The 17154-nt window shown below is 70.2% G+C and carries 13 protein-coding genes; 7 read left to right on the plus strand and 6 right to left on the minus strand.

Annotated elements, in window-relative coordinates:
- Positions 1-78 precede the first annotated feature (78 nt).
- From B0I31_RS33615 to B0I31_RS33635, 5 genes are all read right to left on the minus strand, one after another.
- Positions 79-1602, minus strand: a complete 1524-nt coding sequence (locus B0I31_RS33615; RefSeq protein WP_106619429.1) for a non-reducing end alpha-L-arabinofuranosidase family hydrolase — start codon at positions 1600-1602, stop codon at positions 79-81.
- Positions 1603-1648: 46 nt separating this feature from the next.
- Positions 1649-3031: an endo-1,4-beta-xylanase gene (locus B0I31_RS33620; RefSeq protein WP_425444451.1), complete on the minus strand. Its 1383-nt coding sequence runs from the start codon at positions 3029-3031 to the stop codon at positions 1649-1651.
- Between the two features lie 287 nt (positions 3032-3318).
- The gene (locus B0I31_RS33625) at positions 3319-4113 is read right to left on the minus strand and encodes a carbohydrate ABC transporter permease (RefSeq protein ID WP_106619465.1); all 795 of its coding nucleotides are present in this window, start codon (positions 4111-4113) and stop codon (positions 3319-3321) included.
- Positions 4110-4952 (minus strand): carbohydrate ABC transporter permease, encoded by an 843-nt coding sequence (locus B0I31_RS33630; RefSeq protein WP_106619431.1) that lies wholly within the window; start codon positions 4950-4952, stop codon positions 4110-4112. Before B0I31_RS33630 ends, B0I31_RS33625 begins: the two co-directional genes overlap by 4 nt.
- Positions 4949-6295: an ABC transporter substrate-binding protein gene (locus tag B0I31_RS33635; protein WP_106619432.1), complete on the minus strand. Its 1347-nt coding sequence runs from the start codon at positions 6293-6295 to the stop codon at positions 4949-4951. Before B0I31_RS33635 ends, B0I31_RS33630 begins: the two co-directional genes overlap by 4 nt.
- A 103-nt stretch (positions 6296-6398) precedes the next feature.
- On the opposite strand from B0I31_RS33635, the gene B0I31_RS33640 reads away from it, so the two are divergent.
- From B0I31_RS33640 to B0I31_RS33670, 7 genes are all read left to right on the plus strand, one after another.
- Entirely contained in the window at positions 6399-7505 is a 1107-nt protein-coding gene (locus tag B0I31_RS33640) for a LacI family DNA-binding transcriptional regulator (protein WP_106619433.1), read from the plus strand.
- A 309-nt stretch (positions 7506-7814) separates the two neighbouring features.
- On the plus strand, positions 7815-9470 hold the full coding sequence (locus tag B0I31_RS33645; RefSeq protein WP_106619466.1) for a glycoside hydrolase family 27 protein: 1656 nt from the start codon (positions 7815-7817) through the stop codon (positions 9468-9470).
- Positions 9467-10846 carry a glycoside hydrolase family 43 protein gene (locus tag B0I31_RS33650; protein ID WP_181320666.1) on the plus strand — a complete coding sequence of 460 codons (1380 nt, stop codon included), beginning with the start codon at positions 9467-9469 and terminating at the stop codon, positions 10844-10846. The genes B0I31_RS33645 and B0I31_RS33650 overlap by 4 nt, the downstream gene beginning before the upstream one ends.
- 265 nt (positions 10847-11111) lie before the next feature.
- A complete protein-coding gene (locus B0I31_RS33655; protein ID WP_106619435.1) occupies positions 11112-12377 on the plus strand; it encodes an extracellular solute-binding protein in 1266 nt (421 codons plus the stop codon).
- Between the two features lie 4 nt (positions 12378-12381).
- Positions 12382-13335, plus strand: a complete 954-nt coding sequence (locus tag B0I31_RS33660; RefSeq protein WP_245950618.1) for a carbohydrate ABC transporter permease — start codon at positions 12382-12384, stop codon at positions 13333-13335.
- Positions 13332-14180 carry a carbohydrate ABC transporter permease gene (locus B0I31_RS33665; protein WP_106619436.1) on the plus strand — a complete coding sequence of 283 codons (849 nt, stop codon included), beginning with the start codon at positions 13332-13334 and terminating at the stop codon, positions 14178-14180. The genes B0I31_RS33660 and B0I31_RS33665 overlap by 4 nt, the downstream gene beginning before the upstream one ends.
- Positions 14181-14204: 24 nt before the next feature.
- Positions 14205-15746 carry a glycoside hydrolase family 43 protein gene (locus B0I31_RS33670; protein WP_219910925.1) on the plus strand — a complete coding sequence of 514 codons (1542 nt, stop codon included), beginning with the start codon at positions 14205-14207 and terminating at the stop codon, positions 15744-15746.
- A 77-nt stretch (positions 15747-15823) separates the two neighbouring features.
- On the opposite strand, the gene B0I31_RS33675 is transcribed toward B0I31_RS33670, so the two are convergent.
- Positions 15824-17140 (minus strand): ricin-type beta-trefoil lectin domain protein, encoded by a 1317-nt coding sequence (locus B0I31_RS33675; protein ID WP_245950619.1) that lies wholly within the window; start codon positions 17138-17140, stop codon positions 15824-15826.
- Positions 17141-17154 lie beyond the last annotated feature (14 nt).

Raw genomic sequence — 17154 nt, forward strand, 5'->3', positions numbered from 1 at the left:
GACTGCTCCTCACCCGCCGCTGGAGGGCGGATCGCGGCCCGGCGCCCCGCACGTGGTCGTGCGGGGCGCCGGGGTCGGTCAGCGTTGCAGCGTCAGCACGCCCGGTCGGTAGGGCAGCAGGCCGTAGTCGCCGCCCGAGTTGGGACTGCGCCCCTGGTAGAGGAGCTGCAGGTTGCAGGGGTCGATGGTCTTGGTCTGGTCGGCGGTGGCGCGGACCAGGTCACCGTGGCTGATGTCGTTGGTCCAGGTCGCGCCGCTGTTGGCCTTGCCCGCGAACGGGTTGCTCTCGGTGGCGGCCTGCGGCGTCCACGAACCGCCCAGGCTGCCGGACGTGAACGAGCGGAAGTAGCGCCCGTTGGCCCCGATCGCCTCGACGATCATGAGGTACTGGTTCTGGCCCTTGACCTTGTAGACCTCGGGGGCTTCGAACAGGTTGTTCGTCGTGTCGCTCATGATCGTGGTGTACGACGAGCCGAAGCTGCTCGGGAAGTTCCCGAGCGGCATGACCTGGCGGTAGATCTTGCCGTTGTCACCGGCGAAGAACAGGTACATGTTCGTGTCGTCACCGATGAGCGTCTGGTCGATGGGTCCGGTACCGGAGCCGGTGATGCTGGCCGTGGAGAGCACCTGCTGCGCCGACCACCCGTTCGGGTTGGTGGGGTCGGTCGACGTCCGGTAGCTGAACGCGGTCCCTCCCCACTGGTAGGCGAGCACCCAGATGTTCTTCGGGGCGAAGTAGATCAGCGTGGGCGCGACGGTGCCGGTGTTCATGGCCTGCTGGGGTGCCGAGGCCATCTCGGACCAGTTGCTGAACAGCCCGAAGTTCATCGAACCCCAGCTCGTGCCCGTGTCGTGCGTCGTGCCGTAGACCAGGTGCCTGCCGTTGTAGGGGACGTAGGTGAAGTCCTTGAGCGAGACCCAGCCCGACCTCGGCTGCGCCAGCACGCCGGACGACGACCAGCGGTAGGTCGACGGGAGCGAGCACGTGCCCGGGTTCGTGGTCGTCGTGGTGGTGGGGCCGGTGCCCATGCGCACGAGCTGCCACTGCTGGTTGGTGCCGCCCCAGTCGGTGTACTGGACGATGTTGCCGCCGTCGTTCGTGGCCGCGCCCTGGACCTCGACCGCCTTGTTGCTGTTGCGGTTGATCAGGCGGACGTGGCCGCCATCGGAGTCGGCCAGCCGGAACTGCTGGTTGGTGGTGTTGTTGTCCGCCCACTGCACGATCGCGCCGCCGTTGGCGGTGGAGAAGTTGTGGACGTCGAGCACCTTGCCCGAGTGGCGGGACTTGAGCCGGTAGTAGCCGCCGCCGGAGTCGACGAACTGCCACTGCTGCTGGTTGCCGTCGTTGCGGGCCCACTGGGTGATGCGGGCGCCGTCGTTGGTGGCGAGGTTGTAGACGTCCAGTGCCTTGCCGCTGTTGCGGTTCACCAGCACGTACCACGCGTTGGTGTCCACGGTCGCCGCTGACGCGGTCGTCGCGCCGAACGTCGCCAGCAAGCCGCCGAGCAGCACGGTGACGACCGCGGCGGCGAGACCGGCGACCTTGCGGCGCCTGCCGACTCGCGGAACGGTGGTGGGCGGTTGGTGGCCTGACCCGGCCATGGGCGTGCTCCTCTTCGTCGAGGTGGGGGGATGGGAGTGGGACGGATCAACCGACGCGGACGAGTTGCCACTGCTGGTTGGCGCCGCCCCAGTCGGTGTACTGGACGATGTTGCCGCCGTCGTTGGTCGCCGCGCCCTGGACTTCGAGCGCCTTGCCGCTGTTGCGGTTGATCAGGCGGACGTAACCGCTCGCGTCGACCGCCCGGAACTGCTGGTTGGTTCCGTTGTGGTCGGTCCACTGGACGATGGCGGCGCCGTCCGTGGTGGAGAAGTTGTGGACGTCGAGCACCTTGCCCGAGAGCCGTGACTTCACCCGGTAGTAGCCGCCGCCGGAGTCGACGAACTGCCACTGCTGCTGGTTGCCGTCGTTGCGGCTCCACTGGGTGATGCGGGCGCCGTCGTTGGTGGCGAGGTTGTAGACGTCCAGTGCCTTGCCGCTGTTGCGGTTCACCAGCACGTACCACGCGGTCGGGTCGATGACCCCCGGCTGGCCGGAACCCTCGTTGAGGGCGTTGAGCACAGCGGTGTAGGCGGGCTTCTTGTTGCCGGCCGCGTCGAACAGCAGCGGGTTCTGGCCGGTGCGCCACGAGTCGCTGTCGCGGATGCCCCACACGGTGATGCCGGTGCAGCGGGCCACGGCCAGGCACGCGCGGGTGACGGCGGCGTAGGCGTTGGCCTGGTTCGAGCCGGAGATGTCCAGCTCGGTGATCTGCACGTCCACGCCGAGGTCGGCGAAGCGCTGGAGGTTGGCCTGGAAGTCGCCGGGCGCGGAGTTGGTCAGGTGCGCCTGGAAGCCGACGCAGTCGATGGGCACGCCGCGGGCCTTGAAGTCGCGCACCATGTTGTAGATGCCGGTGCTCTTGGCGTTGATGCCATCGGTGTTGTAGTCGTTGTAGCAGAGCTTCGCGCCGGGGTCGGCCGCGCGAGCGGTGCGGAACGCGACCTCGATCCAGTCGTTGCCGGTGCGCTGCAGGTTGGAGTCACGCCGACCGCCGCTGGTGCCGTCGGCGAACGCCTCGTTCACCACGTCCCACGAGTGGATCTTGCCGCGGTAGTAGGACGCGACCCGGTTGACGTGGTTGACCAGGGCGGAGCGCAGGGCCGAGCCCTCCATGCGCTGCATCCAGCCGGGCTGCTGGGAGTGCCAGGCCAGCGTGTGGCCGCGGACCTTCATGCCGCGGCTGATGGCGTGGTTGACGATCCGGTCGCCGTTGGTGAACGTGAACTGGCCCTGGTTGGGCTCGGTCGCGTCCATCTTCATCTCGTTCTCGGCGGTGACGCTGTCGAACTCGCGGTTCAGGATCGTCGTGTACGTGCTGTCGCCGAGCTTCCCGGCTGCGACGGCGGTGCCGAAGTACCGGCCCTTCTCCGCCGCCGAGGCCCCCAGCGTCGTACCCGCCAGGGCCTGGCCGTGGAACGCCGTCACCATCAGGGTGGCGACGAGTCCCACGACGAGCAGCAACGCCGTTGTCATTGCTCGTGTCGAATGTTCCATCAAGTGTCCTTACGGATCCGCCAGCGCTGTTAGCGCTAACAACTATGTGTCCGATGTGCCGATGTCGAATTGGAATCGCGGAAGGGTGCGGTAGTCGTCACCGCCCGTGCTTGTCGTGACTCCGACTGTGAACGATGGTCCTACGCCGGGTCAAGACGTCGCGAAAATGTTTCGTAGCGGAACGAATGCGGTTCGGATTGCTAAAGTTAGCGCAAACAATTTTAGCGGTGTCGGCGGTAAAGCAGCGCCAACACCGCGAGCAGCGGCGTGATGAGCGACAACGCCCCGGCGCACAGCAGCGGCACGTCCGTGCCCCAGCGCCCCTGGAACGCGCCGAGCGCACCCGCCGCGGTGCGCCGCACCGGGTCGTCGACCAGCACGATGGCCAGCAGGAAGTGGTTCCACGTCCAGACCAGCAGCAGGACCGCGAGCGACGACGTCGCCGGCCGGGCCAGGGGCAGGTGCACCAGCCGGAACACCTGCCACGGCCCCGCGCCGTCCAGGCGGGCGCTGTCGGTCAACTCCGGTGGCACGCCGGCGAAGTGCGCGCGCAGCCAGAACACCGCGAACGGCAGGTGCACCGCGACCAGCGCCACCACCAGGCCGGACCGGGTGTCGAGCAGACCGAGGTCCCTCATCTGGTGGTAGAGCGGCGTGACGACGGCCTCCAGCGGCAGCACCAGCCCCACCGCGAACAGCCCGAACACCGCGCGGTGGCCGGTGAACCGCAGGTGCCCGAGCGCGTAGCCCGCCGGCGCCGCCAGGGCGAGCGTCAGCGGGACCACGCCGAGCGCGATCAGGCCGCTGGACGCCAGCACCTCGGCCACCTCCGCGGACCGGAACGCCGTCGCGAAGTTCGACCAGTGCGGGTCGCGCGGCCAGGTCAGCCCCGGCGGGTAGGTGCCCGGCGGGTGCAGCGCGGTCACGAACAGGTCGGCGAACGGCACCAGCGTCACGAAGACCAGCACGAGCAGCACCACCCTCCCCGCCGCCCGCTCCCACCGCCCGGTGGTCATCGCGACCACCGCAGGGCGGGCGCCACCGCCGCCAGGGCCGGCACCACGAGCACGACGGCCAACGCCGAGGCCAGGCCCACCTCCCGCTGTGCGAACGCCAGGGAGAACACCTCGAAACCCGGCACGGACGTGGCGTCGCCCGGACCGCCCCGCGTGGTCACGTAGACGATGTCGAAGCTCGCCAACGCGGCGATCGCCGTCACGGCCACGCACACCCACAGCTCACGCCGCACGCCGGGCAGCGTGACCGCGCGGAACTCCGCCCACGGACCGGCACCGTCCAGCCGTGCCGCCTCGTACAGCGCCGGGTCGATGCGCTCCGCGCCCACCAGCAACAACGTCGTGCAGAGCCCGAGCAGCACCCACGCCCCGACCACCCCGACCGCGGCCAGCGCCGTTGACGAATCGCCGAACCACGCCCGCGCCGCACCACCGAGCCCGACCACGTCCAGCAGCCGGTTCACCGCGCCCGTGGACGACAGCAGCAGGCTCCACGCGATGCCCGCCGCCACCAGCGGCACGGCCTGGGGCAGGAGCAGCACCGCCCGCACCGGCCTGGTCGCGGTGCGCCGGATCACCGCGGCGGCAAGCAGGCCCAGCGGCACCGGCAGCCCGGTGAAGAACACGACCAGCACCAGCGCGTGACCGATCGCGCCGTACAGGTCGGGGTCGGTGAGCACCTCCCGGTAGTTGGCCAAGCCGACCCACGTGGACGGGCCGACCCCGTCCCACCGGTACAGCGAGTACTGGGCCGTCAACGCGAGCGGCCGCAGCACGAACACCGCGTACACCGCCAGCGCGGGCAGGACGAACAGCCAGCCGACCCGCCGCCACCTCACCGGTCGACCTGGTCGGCGTAGTCGGCCTGCACCTTCCGCAGCAGGTCGTCCGGCTCGCCCTCGCCCGCCGCCAGCTCCTGCAGGCGCGGCGTCCAGCTCTCGGAGAGGATGGCGCGGGTGGCGTTGGCCATGAAGTCCATGCCCGTGCCGTTCGCGGCGACCAGGGCGGCGGCGGTGAGCGTGGTGGCCGTGACCGACCCCGGCTCGACCGGGGGCACGTGCGCGTCGGGCGGCCCGAGGGGGAGCGCCCCGCCCACGCGCACGGTGAGCTCGCGCGCCGCGCGGTCGGTGACCGCCCAGTTCAGGAAGTACGCCGCGCAGTCGGGGTGCGCCGCACCGGCCGGGATGCCGAACGTCGGCGGTCCGGTCATCGCCGCCCTCGGCTCGCCGGCCCGCACCGGCGGCACGAGGAAGAAGCCGACCCGGCCCGGCATCAGGCGGTCGAGCGTCGCGGACTCCCAGTCGCCGTCGACCATGAACAGCGCCCGGCCGGAGGTGAACCGGTCGAGCATCCGGGCGTAGTCGGTGGCGTTGAGATCGGCGTCGAAGTACCCGGCGTCCAGCCACCGCCGCAGGTGCCGCACGGCCTCGGTGTTCGCCGGGGTGTCGATCCTCGCCCCGGGTTGCTGGAAGGTCCAGGCGTCGATCGCGGACGGTGAGCCGTGGGCGGCCATGAGGCTCTGGAGGGGGAACGCGAGACCGGCCGCGGCACCCGAGTTGAACCCGGCCAGCGGCGTGATGCCCGCGCCCTTCGCCCGCGCCAGGGCGTCGTCCCACTCCGCCAGCGTCGAGGGCTCGCGGAACCCGATCCGCGCCGCCAGGTCCTTGTTGTAGAACACGCCGGTCACGCTCGTGGAGAACCCCATCGCGTACAGCGGACCCGTGCCGCGGGGCCGGCCGCCGGGTCCCACGCGCAGCTGCCGCAGGTGCGCCGCGGGCCAGTCGTCCCAGCCGAACCACGCGGCGTAGCCGTCGAGGTCGCGCAGCAGGCCGTCGGCCGCGAGGTCGGACACCTGGGGCAGCCGCACGAGGTCCGGCGGGTCGTCGGCCAGCAGCCGCGGCGCGTTCTGCGTCAACACCGCGTACTGCTCCTCGCGCACCTCCCACGTCACGTCCGGGTGCTGGCGGGTGAACTCGTCGGTGAGGGCCTTCGCCAGGGGGAAACCGGTCTCGAAGCGGGCGCGCAGCACGACCGGTCCCGAGCCGCAGTCCGGTTCGGACGTCACGGCCGCCGACGTGCCCGCGCCGCTCGCCCGGTCACCGCCCGGCGCCGCGCAGCCGACCAGGAGCGCCGCGGCCAGCGCGGTGCCAACGACCGCGCCGCAACGTCGTGGACCGGACAAGACTCTCCCTCGGCTGCGCTAAATCGTGTTAGCTTCCCAGAGTTTCAGGACGGTGCGATCCGGTGTCAAGGCCGGTGGCCGTCCCTTGAGGACGGAGGGCGCAGTGGGGCGACGACGCGTCACGCTGGCCGACGTGGCCAAGGCGACCGGTGTCTCGACCACGACCGTGTCCCTCGTGCTGGCCGGTCGAGGCGCGGAGCTGCGGATCTCCGACGACGTGCAGCGGCGGGTGCGGTCGACCGCGCAGGAGCTGGGCTACCGGCGCAACACCCTCTCGGTCGGCCTGCGCACCGGGCACACCCAGACGATCGGGTTCGTGTCCGACACCGTGGCGTCCTCGCTGCTGGCCGGCAACATGATCAAAGGCGCGATGGAGGCCGCCCACCAGCGGGGCTTCATGCTGTTCTGCGGCGAGAGCGGTGGCGATCCCGACGTCGAGCGCGCCCTGGTCGAGGCGATGCACGACCGCCGCGTCGACGGCATCATCTTCGCGGCGATGTACACCCGGACGGTCGCTGTGCCCGAAGGCCTGGACGATGGCCCGGCCGTGCTGCTCAACGCCCTGCCCGCGGCGTACTCGTCCGTGCCTTCGGTGCTGCCGGACGAGGTGGAGGCGGGCCGCGCCGCCGCGCGGATCCTCGTCGACGCGGGCCACCGCGAGGGTGTCCACCTGGTCGGTGCCGGTCCCGGGCTCGACGACGTGCCCCCGAACAGCATCGCCGCCAGGGAACGGCTGATCGGCATGCGCCAGGTGTTCGACGCCGCGGGGGTCGAGGTGGTGAGCGCGCACCAGTGCCCGAAGTGGATGCCGGAGGACGGCTACGACACCACCCGGGAGATCCTGCGCCACCACCGCCCGAGGGCGCTGGTCTGCTTGAACGACCGCCTCGCGTTCGGCGCCTACCAGGCGCTCGCCGAGGCCGCGCTGTCCGTGCCGGACGACGTCTCCGTGGTCTCCTACGACGACCACCCCATCGCGTCCTGGGTTCGGCCCCGCCTCACCACCATCGCCCTGCCGCACCACGAGCTGGGCGCGAAGGCGGTGGAGGTGCTCTTCGCGGCGTCGGAGCGGCGGAGGCGGGCCAAGAGCGCTCCCGTGGTGCACCGCGTCCCCATGTCCGTCCAGCTCGGCGCGTCGGTCCGGAACGTGTCCGCACCGTCGCGGCAGAGCGGGGACCGGGCGTCTGTGCACGCTCACAAGACGAAATGACGGGACGGTCGGGTTCAAGGGACTGAACGGAGTAACCTGCCGGAAAATCGGGTCTAGCTGCGTAAAAGGTCACGGTGTGTATCGGCTTTAACTCGGGCGTGGCTAAAGTTAGCGCTCACAAATTTAGCTTTGACCTGGCTGTGCGCGCGTGGTTACCGTGACGGCACGACCCAGGGCCGCTCCGCTTCCGGTGTGACTCCGCCGCGTCAGGAAAGCCACCTCCGGACGGCCCTCGCACCCCTGCTCGAACCCCGCGCCGCCGACCGTCCGACGTCGGCGGCGCCCTCGTCGAAGCGGAAAGGGGCAATGATGCCCACCCGTACCCGTGGCCGATTTCTCCACCTCGCCCTGGCGGCCGTCACGGCGCTGGGCGTGCTCGCCGCGGCCCCGACCACCGTGCCGGTCGCCCAGGCCGCGCCCGGCAGCCCGGCCCTCACCCCGCCGATGGGCTGGAACAGCTGGAACAGCTTCGGCTGCGGCATCACCGAGGCGCAGGTCCGGCAAGCCGCCGACGCGATGGTGTCCTCCGGGATGCGCGACGCCGGCTACCAGTACGTGGTCGTGGACGACTGCTGGTTCGACCCGCAGCGCGACTCCGCGGGCAACCTGCGCGCACACCCGACGAAGTTCCCCAGCGGCATGAAGGCGCTCGGCGACTACATCCACGCCCGCGGCCTGAAGTTCGGCATCTACCAGGCGCCCAACGAGAAGACCTGCGCCCAGGGCGTGGGCACCCATCCCGGCTCGACCGGCAGCAAGGGCTACGAGGTGCGGGACGCGCAGTCGTTCGCGTCGTGGGGCGTGGACTACCTCAAGTACGACTGGTGCTCGGGCAGCGGCACCCGCGACGAGCAGGTCGCCCGGTTCACCATCATGCGCGACGCGCTGCGCGCCACCGGTCGCCCGATCGTCTACAGCATCAACTCCAACAGCTTCCACGCGCCGACGGGTGACAAGTACGACTGGGGCGAGGTCGCCGACCTGTGGCGCACCACCGAGGACCTGCTGGACATCTGGCAGAACGGCAACGTCAACAGCTACCCCATGGGCGTGGGCAACGTCCTGGACGTCACCGCGCCGCTGGCCGCGCAGACCGGTCCGGGCAACTGGAACGACCCCGACATGCTCGTCGTCGGTCGACCCGGCCTGACCCTCACCGAGTCGCGCACGCACTTCGCCCTGTGGGCGCTGATGGCCTCGCCCCTCATGGCGGGCAACGACATCCGCACCATGTCGTCCGACATCAGCGCGGTGCTGCGCAACCCGCGGCTGATCGCGGTCAACCAGGACCGGCTGGGCGCGGGCGGTCGGCGCGTGCGCGACGACGGCAACACCGAGGTCTTCGCCAAGGCCCTGTCGGACGGTTCGGTCGCGGTCGGCCTGATCAACCGGGGCAGCGGCAGCGCCACCATCAGCACCACCGCGGCGCAGGTCGGCCTGACCGGTGGCTCGTTCACCCTCACCGACCTGTGGACCGGGGCCACGTCCGGCAGCACCGGTCAGATCAGCGCGAGCGTCCCGGCGCACGGCTCGGCCGTCTTCCGGGTCTCCGGCGGCACCCCGGCCGCCGCCACGACCTCGCGCCTGCGCGGCACCGGTTCCGGCCGCTGCGTGGACGTGGACAACGCCTCGACCGCCTCCGGCGCGGCGGCCCTCATCTGGGACTGCCACACCGCGGCCAACCAGCTGTGGACGACGTGGGCGAACGGTGAGATCCGCGTCTTCGGCGACAAGTGCCTCGACGCCCACAACCAGGGCACCACCAACGGAACCCGGGTCATCACGTGGCCGTGCAACGGCCAGGCCAATCAGCGCTGGACGTTCCAGGGCGACGGCTCCATCCGCAACGCCCAGGCGGGTCTGTGCCTGGACGTCAACCAGGCGGCCACCGCCAACGGCTCCACGCTGATCCTGTGGACCTGCAACGGCCAGAACAACCAGAAGTGGACGAGGTTCGCCGCATGACACCGACGTTGTCCTCCCCGATGATCCGGCGGGCGGGAGCCCTGCTCACCGCGCTCCTGTGCGCCTTGGTGCTCGCACCCGCACTGGCCAAGGCCGACAACCCGATCGTGCAGCACATCTACACCGCCGACCCGGCGCCCATGGTCCACAACGGGCGCGTGTACCTCTACACCGGGCACGACGAGGACGGCTCGACCTGGTTCACCATGAAGGAGTGGCGGGTCTGGTCCTCCGACGACATGGTCAACTGGACCGACCACGGCGCGCCCATGAACGTCGGCACGTTCGCCTGGGCGAGCAAGGACGCGTGGGCCGGGCAGGCGATCCAGCGCAACGGCAAGTTCTACTGGTACGCGCCGGTGGTCAACCGGGCCACCGGCCGGATGGCGATCGGCGTGGGCGTCTCGGACAGCCCCACCGGCCCGTTCCGCGACGCCATCGGCCGCCCGCTGGTGGAGAACGGCGAGATCGACCCGAGCGTCTTCATCGACGACAACGGCCAGGCGTACCTGTACTGGGGCAACCCGAACCTGTGGTACGTGCGGCTCAACGCCGACATGACCTCGTTCTCGGGCAGCCCCACCAAGATCCCGCTCACCACGGCGGGCTTCGGCAGCCGGACCGGTGACGCGGCCAGGCCCACCCTCTACGAGGAAGGCCCCTGGGTCTACAAGCGCAACGGCCTGTACTACAACGTGTTCGCGGCGAAGTGCTGCTCGGAGTTCATCGCCTACTCCACCGCGCCCACCCCCACCGGGCCGTGGACGTACCGCGGCACGATCATGCCCACGCAGGGCAGCAGCTTCACCAACCACGCGGGCATCGTCGACTTCAAGGGCAGCTCCTACTTCTTCTACCACAACGGCGCCTTGCCGGGCGGCGGCGGCTTCACCCGTTCCGTGGCGGTGGAGCGGTTCAGCTACAACGCCGACGGGACGATCCCGACCATCAACATGACCACGGGCGGAGCGCCGCAGGCGGGCACGCTGAACCCCTTCGTGCGCCAGGAAGCCGAAACCATCGCCGCGGGTTCGGGCATCGAGACCGAACCGTCGTCCGAGGGCGGGATGAACGTCGGCTGGATCGAGAACGGCGACTACCTCAAGGTCAAGGGTGCGGCGTTCGGTTCGGGCGCGAGGACGTTCAGCGCGCGGGTCGCCTCGGCCGGCGCCGGCGGCACCGTCGAGGTCCGGTTGGACGGTCCGAGCGGTGCGGTGGTCGGCCGCTGCGGGGTGTCCGGCACCGGTGGTTGGCAGAACTGGACCACGGTCTCGTGCCCGGTCAGCGGCGCGACCGGCACCCGTGACCTGTACCTGCGGTTCGCCGGTGGGAGCGGCTACCTGTTCAACGTCAACTGGTGGCAGTTCACCGCGTAGCTTAGATAGTTCGCGTTAACAAAGTTTATCGGACGACGAGTCCTCGGAGGGGAGTGTTTCGGCGGAGGATGGCAGGCGGCACAGGAGTTCTTGACGACCCTTGTGACACAGCTTACTGTCGTGAGCGCTAACAATCGGAGTTGAGAGCGAAACTTTCGGCCGCACGGTGCGGCAGGCACTCGACCCGGTTCACGCGATCGCCGACCCGCGGTGGCCCACCGCGCGGTGGCGGTGCCGCCTGTTCTCGCACACTTGGAGAAGCGCCGTGAAACTCCGCTTGCCCCTGCTCAGCACTGCCGCGGTCCTGGCCCTCGTCGCCGCCTGCACACCCGGCACGGGAGGCGGCGGGGGAGGGGACGGCAAGTCGTTCGAGTTCTGGTCGTTCTCCGCCATCAACCAGAAGCTGACCGTCGACGCGTACACGGCGAAGCACCCGGACATCGAGATCAAGCTGACCGAGGTGGGCACTTCGACCGAGACCGCCCAGTCGCTCACCACCGCGCTGGCCGGCGGGAAGGTGCCCGACCTGGTGCTCATCCAGGGCGACAACCTGCCGCAGTTCGTCGAGCAGCCGCAGAACTTCGTCGACCTGCGGACGCTGGGCGCCGACGACATCAAGGGTGACTACCTGGACTGGGTGTGGAACCAGAGCGTCGCCAAGGACGGCGAGGTGCTGGGCGTGCCCACCGACGTCGGCGGCATGGCGGTGGCCTACCGGACCGACCTGTTCGCCGCCGCCGGGCTGCCCACCGACCGCGAGGCCGTGAGCGCGCTGTGGCCGACGTGGGACGCGTTCATCGAGACCGGCAAGCGCTACAAGCAGGCCACCGGCAAGGCGTTCACCGACAACGCGGCGACCAGCGTCTTCTACCAGGCGGTCAACCAGGTCTCGGAGAAGTACTACAGCGCGGACCGCAAGCTGGTCTACAGCACCAACCCGCAGGTGAAGGCGGCGTTCGACCTCGGCATCAAGGCCGCCACCGCCGGGATCACGTCCGGGCAGTCCTCGTTCGAGAGCGCGTGGAGCGCCGGCATGGCGCAGGGCCAGTACGCCGCCGTGTCCGCGCCGTCGTGGATGCTCAACAGCATCCGCAGCACCGCACCCGACACCAAGGGCAAGTGGGACATCGCGAAGATCCCCGGTGCGTCGGGCAACTGGGGCGGCAGCTACCTGGCCATCCCCAAGCGCGCCAAGAACCCCCAGGCCGCCTGGAACTACATCAAGGAGATGCAGTCGCCCCAGGGCCAGCTGGAGCACTTCTCCCGCGTCGGCGCGCTGCCCTCCACCCCCTCGGTCTACCAGGACGCCAAGCTCACCGACGCCAAGGACCCGTTCTTCTCCGACGCGCCGACCGGCAAGATCTACACCGACTCCCTGCTGGGGCTCAAGCCGTTCTACATCGGCCCGGACAGCGCGGCCATCGGCCAGGAGTTCCTCAACGCCATCACCAACGTCGAGCAGAGCGGCGGTGACCCGGCGACGGCGTGGGACGACGCGGTGCGCAACATCAAGACCGCCATCGGCGAGTGACGCCGTGACCGCCGGCACGCTCACCCCACTGCCCTCGGCCGACCTGCCACCGCCCGCCGCGCCGAAGGCCCGCGGGCTGGGCGAGCGCCTGTCGCCGTACGCCTACATCGCGCCGTTCTTCGTCATCTTCGGTGTGTTCGGGCTGTTCCCGTTCGCCTTCACGTTCTACGTCGCGCTGTTCGACTGGAACCCCATCGGCGACCAGGTGTTCATCGGCGTGGACAACTTCACCCGCATGTTCGGCGACCCCCGGTTCTGGAACGCCACCGGCAACACGCTGAGCATCTGGGCGCTGTCCACCATCCCGCAGCTGCTGCTGGCCCTGGTGCTGGCGCACGTGCTCAACCACGCGCGGCTGCGGTTCGCGTTGTTCTTCCGCATGTCGGTGCTGGTCCCGTACGTCACGTCGGTGGCGGCCACCGCGATCGTCTTCGCGCAGCTGTTCGACCGCGACTACGGGTTGCTCAACTGGCTGCTCGGGCTGGTCGGCGTCGAACCGGTCGACTTCGTCCAGTCCACCTGGGGCAGCCACGTCCTCATCGCCACGATGGTCACCTGGCGGTGGTTCGGCTACACGACGCTGCTCTACCTCGCGTCGCTGCAGTCGGTGCCCAGGTCGGTGTTCGAGGCGGCGGCGATCGACGGGGCGGGACCGTGGCAGCGGTTCCGCCACATCACCGTCCCGTCGCTGCGGCCGGTGATCATCTTCACCGTGGTCACCTCGACCATCGGCGGCTTGCAGATCTTCACCGAGCCGCTGCTGATCGCCTCGGGCGCGCCGCTGACCTGCGGCGCGGTGCGGCAGTGCCAGACGCTGACGCTGTTCTTGTACGAGCAGGGCTTCGGGCAGTTCGAGTTCGGCTACGGCTCGGCGATCGGCGTCGCCCTGTTCGTCATGGTGGTGGCGATCGCGGCGATCAACTACCTGCTGTCCACCCGGATCAAGGCGGACCGATGACGAGCACCCCACCGCGCCACCGGCCGATCGACCGGGTCCGCTGGTGGACCTACCTGCTGCTGGGCGCGGCCACCGTCGTGTGCCTGTTCCCGCTGTACTGGATGTTCATCGTCGCGACCACCGACACCGCCACCGCGACGAAGATGCCGCCCGAGGTCGTGCCGGGCGGCAACTTCTTCCACCTGCTGGGGCTGGTGCTGGAGACGGTGCCGTTCGTGCAGTCGCTGGTCAACAGCCTGGCCGTGGCGACCGCGATCGGCGTGGGGCAGGCGCTGCTGTGCGCGTTGGCGGGGTTCGCCTTCGCCAAGCTGCGCTTCCCCGGCCGCAACACCCTGTTCCTGATCGTCGTGCTGACCATGACCGTGCCGACGCAGCTCTCGGTCATCCCGCAGTACCTGATCATGTCGGAGCTGGGCTGGGTCGACACGCTGCAGGCGCTGATCGTGCCCGGCCTGGCCAGCGCGTTCGGGATCTTCTGGATGCGCCAGCACATCTCCGCGACGATCAGCGACGAGCTGATGCAGGCCGCCACGATCGACGGTGCGTCCGCGTGGCAGGTGTTCTGGCGGATCGCGTTCCCGATCGTGCGGCCGGCGGCATTCGTGCTGGGCCTGTTCGGGTTCGTGACCGCGTGGAACGACTTCCTGTGGCCGTTCATCGTGCTCAAGTCGCCCGAGCGGTACACCGCCCAGATCGCCATCAAGGCGCTGCAGAACAGCTACGACGTCGACCTCGGGCTGGCCATGTCGGGCTCGTTCCTGGCCACCATCCCGCTGGTGTTCCTGTTCGTCCTCGTCGGTCGCCGCATGGTCGCCGGGATCCTCGACGGCGCCTTCAAGGGCTGAACCCCTCGCACAACAAGGGAAACCATGACCTCACCGCAGTCCGAGGTGTCCTTCTACGACAACCCCGTGATCCCCGGGTTCCACCCCGACCCCAGCGTGTGCCGGGTGGGGGAGGACTACTACCTGGTGTGCTCCAGCTTCGAGTACTTCCCGGGCGTGCCGCTGTTCCACAGCCGGGATCTGGTGCACTGGCGGCAGATCGGCAACGTCCTGGACCGGCCGTCCCAGCTGCCGCTGCCGGACGACGCGATGGCGTCCGACGGGATCTACGCACCGACGATCCGGCACCACGACGGCCGGTTCTGGATGATCACCACCAACGTCTCGCACGGCGGCAACTTCATCGTCACCGCCGAACGGCCGGAAGGCCCGTGGTCGGACCCGGTGTGGATCGACCTGCCCGGCATCGACCCCGACCTGGCGTGGGACGACGACGGCAACTGCTGGTGCTCCTTCGCGGGCGCCCACGGGCCGAGCTTCTCCGGCGTGCAGGTCGCCCGGATCGACCCCGAGGCCGGGAAGGTGCTGGAAGGACCGGTCCCCGCGTGGGCCGGTACCGGGTTGCAGTGGCCGGAGGCGCCCCACCTGTACCGCATCGGGGACTGGTGGTACCTGATGATCGCTGAGGGCGGCACCGAGCGCGGCCACACCGTGGCCATGGCACGCGCCCGCTCGCCGCTGGGTCCGTGGGAGTCGGCGCCGGCCAACCCGGTCCTGTCGCACCGCAGCACGAACCACCCGATCCAGAGCACCGGTCACGCCGACCTCGTCACCACGCCGGACGGCCAGTGGTGGATGGTGCTGCTGGCCACCCGCCCGGTCGGATACAGCCCGAAGTTCCACGTCCTGGGCCGGGAAACGTTCCTCACGCCGGTGCGGTGGGAGGACGGTTGGCCTCGTGTCGGTCCCGTCAACGTGCGGGAACGGGCGCCGAGCGGCACCCGGCCGGTGGCGGAGGCACCGCGGCGGGACGACTTCGACGGACCCGGGCTCGAACCGCGGTGGATCTCGCCGCGGTCGCGCCCGGACGGCTCGTGGTCGCTGGCCGAACGGCCCGGGTGGCTCGCGCTGCACGCCACCGGCTCCACGCTCGACCGGCCCGGCTGCACGTTCCTCGGTCGGCGGCAGCAGCACACCGCGAGCCGGACCGCCGTCCTGCTGGACCACGCCGCCGGTCGTGCCGGGCTGTCGGTACGGCTGGACGAAGGCCACCACTACGACTTGGAGGTGGCAGACGGGCAGGTCGGCGTCATCGCCCGCATCGGCCCCGTGCGCCAGGTCGTGGCCACGCGCCCCGTACCACCGGGCCCGGTGGCGCTGGTGATCACCACCCGGTCGGCTCGGCAGTGGTCGGAGGGTGAGGAACGGCGGTCGGGCCTGCACGTCGCCGCGCCGGACTACGTCGCCTTCCACGTCGGCGACGACCCGGAGCCGTTGGCCGAGCTGGACGGCAGGTACCTGTCCACGGAGGTGGCGACCGGGTTCACCGGCCGGGTGATCGGCATGTACGTCACCGAGGGCACCGCCTGGTTCGACTGGTTCGAGCACGGCCCGCTCGAACCCTGACGGGCATCGACCACGCCGACGCGCTGCCGGACCGCCGTCGCACGGCGGTCCGGCAGCGCGTCCCGGTGGCCGGTGTCCTAGGCCCGGACCCAGCGCTGGTTGGCGCCGGTGTGGCAGGTCCACACGATCACCGCGGTGCCGTTGGCGGTGTTCGCGCCGTTGACGTCAAGGCACAGACCGGTCTGGGCGTTGCTGATCGTGCCGTTGGTGTTGAGGTTCCACTGCTGGTTCGCACCGCTGGTGCAGTCCCAGATCCGCACCGCGGTGCCCGCGGCGGCGTTGCCCGGCGCGTCCAGGCACTTGCCCAGCACCTGCAGTGCCTTGCCGTTCTGGGTGAACAGCTGGTTGGCGCCGCCGTTGCAGTCCCAGATGATCATCGCGGTGCCGTTGGCGCTGTTCGCGCCGTTGACGTCCAGGCACCTGCCGCCGGCCTCGCCGCGCAGCCGGAACGTGGTCGGGGTCGGCGGCTGCTCACCGGTGAAGAACTTCCACACCTCGCCCTTGACCCAGCTCCTGGCGCCGGACTCGCAGCCGGGGCACCCGTCGACGGGTCCCTGCTGGTGCCCGCCGTCGAACGGGGCCCAGACGACCGGGTACCCGGCCCGGCACCCCGAGTAGGAGGTGCTGATGTGGGTGGCGCTGCCCGCCGCCGGCTCGGGCGGGTTCTGGGCCGCGCAGCCGTTGTTGCGGACGAACCTGTCCCGCAGCGCCCGCCCGGAGCCGATGTTGTCCGAGATGCCGTGGATGCCCATGTAGGCGATCGGCTGCGTGCCGCCGCTGCACCCGCTGAGCTCGCGCGGCGCGCCGATGACCGCGACCGCGCGGAACGAGGACGCCCGCGCGCACGCGATCGCGTAGCTCATGGCCCCGCCGTAGCTGAAGCCCAGGGCGAAGCGCTGCGCCGGGTCGACGCAGAGGTCGTCCTCGATGCGCCTCATCATGTCGTCGACGAAGGTGAGGTCTTCACCGTTGGTGTTGGCCCAGCCGTTGCCGATGCCCTGCGGCGCGACGAAGATCGCGGTGTTGTTCGCCAGCCGCCGCAGGCCGTAGTGGGCGTAGACGTCACCGTCGCTGCCGCCCGAGGCGACGTCGTTGGCGGTGCCGCCCCACCAGTGGAACCCGAAGACCAGCCGGTGCTGGTAGGTGTTGTCGTAGTTGTCCGGGACGCTGAGGATGAAGCTGCGGCTCTTGCCGCCGCTCTGGATGGTGTGCGTGCCGCTGCGCAGGGTGGGTGCCTTGCCGCAGCCCGCGGTCGCGGCGGCGGTGGTGGTGACGGTCTCCGCCGCGACCGGCGCGGGCTCGGCGGCGGCGGCGACGTTCGTGCCGCCCAGGAGCAGCGCGGCGACGGCGCCGATCAACGTCCAACGCCGGCGTGGGCGTTCGTCCTTTGACACGGGTGTGCTCCCGT

The sequence above is a fragment of the Saccharothrix carnea genome (assembly GCF_003014735.1).
Lineage (GTDB): Bacteria > Actinomycetota > Actinomycetes > Mycobacteriales > Pseudonocardiaceae > Actinosynnema > Actinosynnema carneum.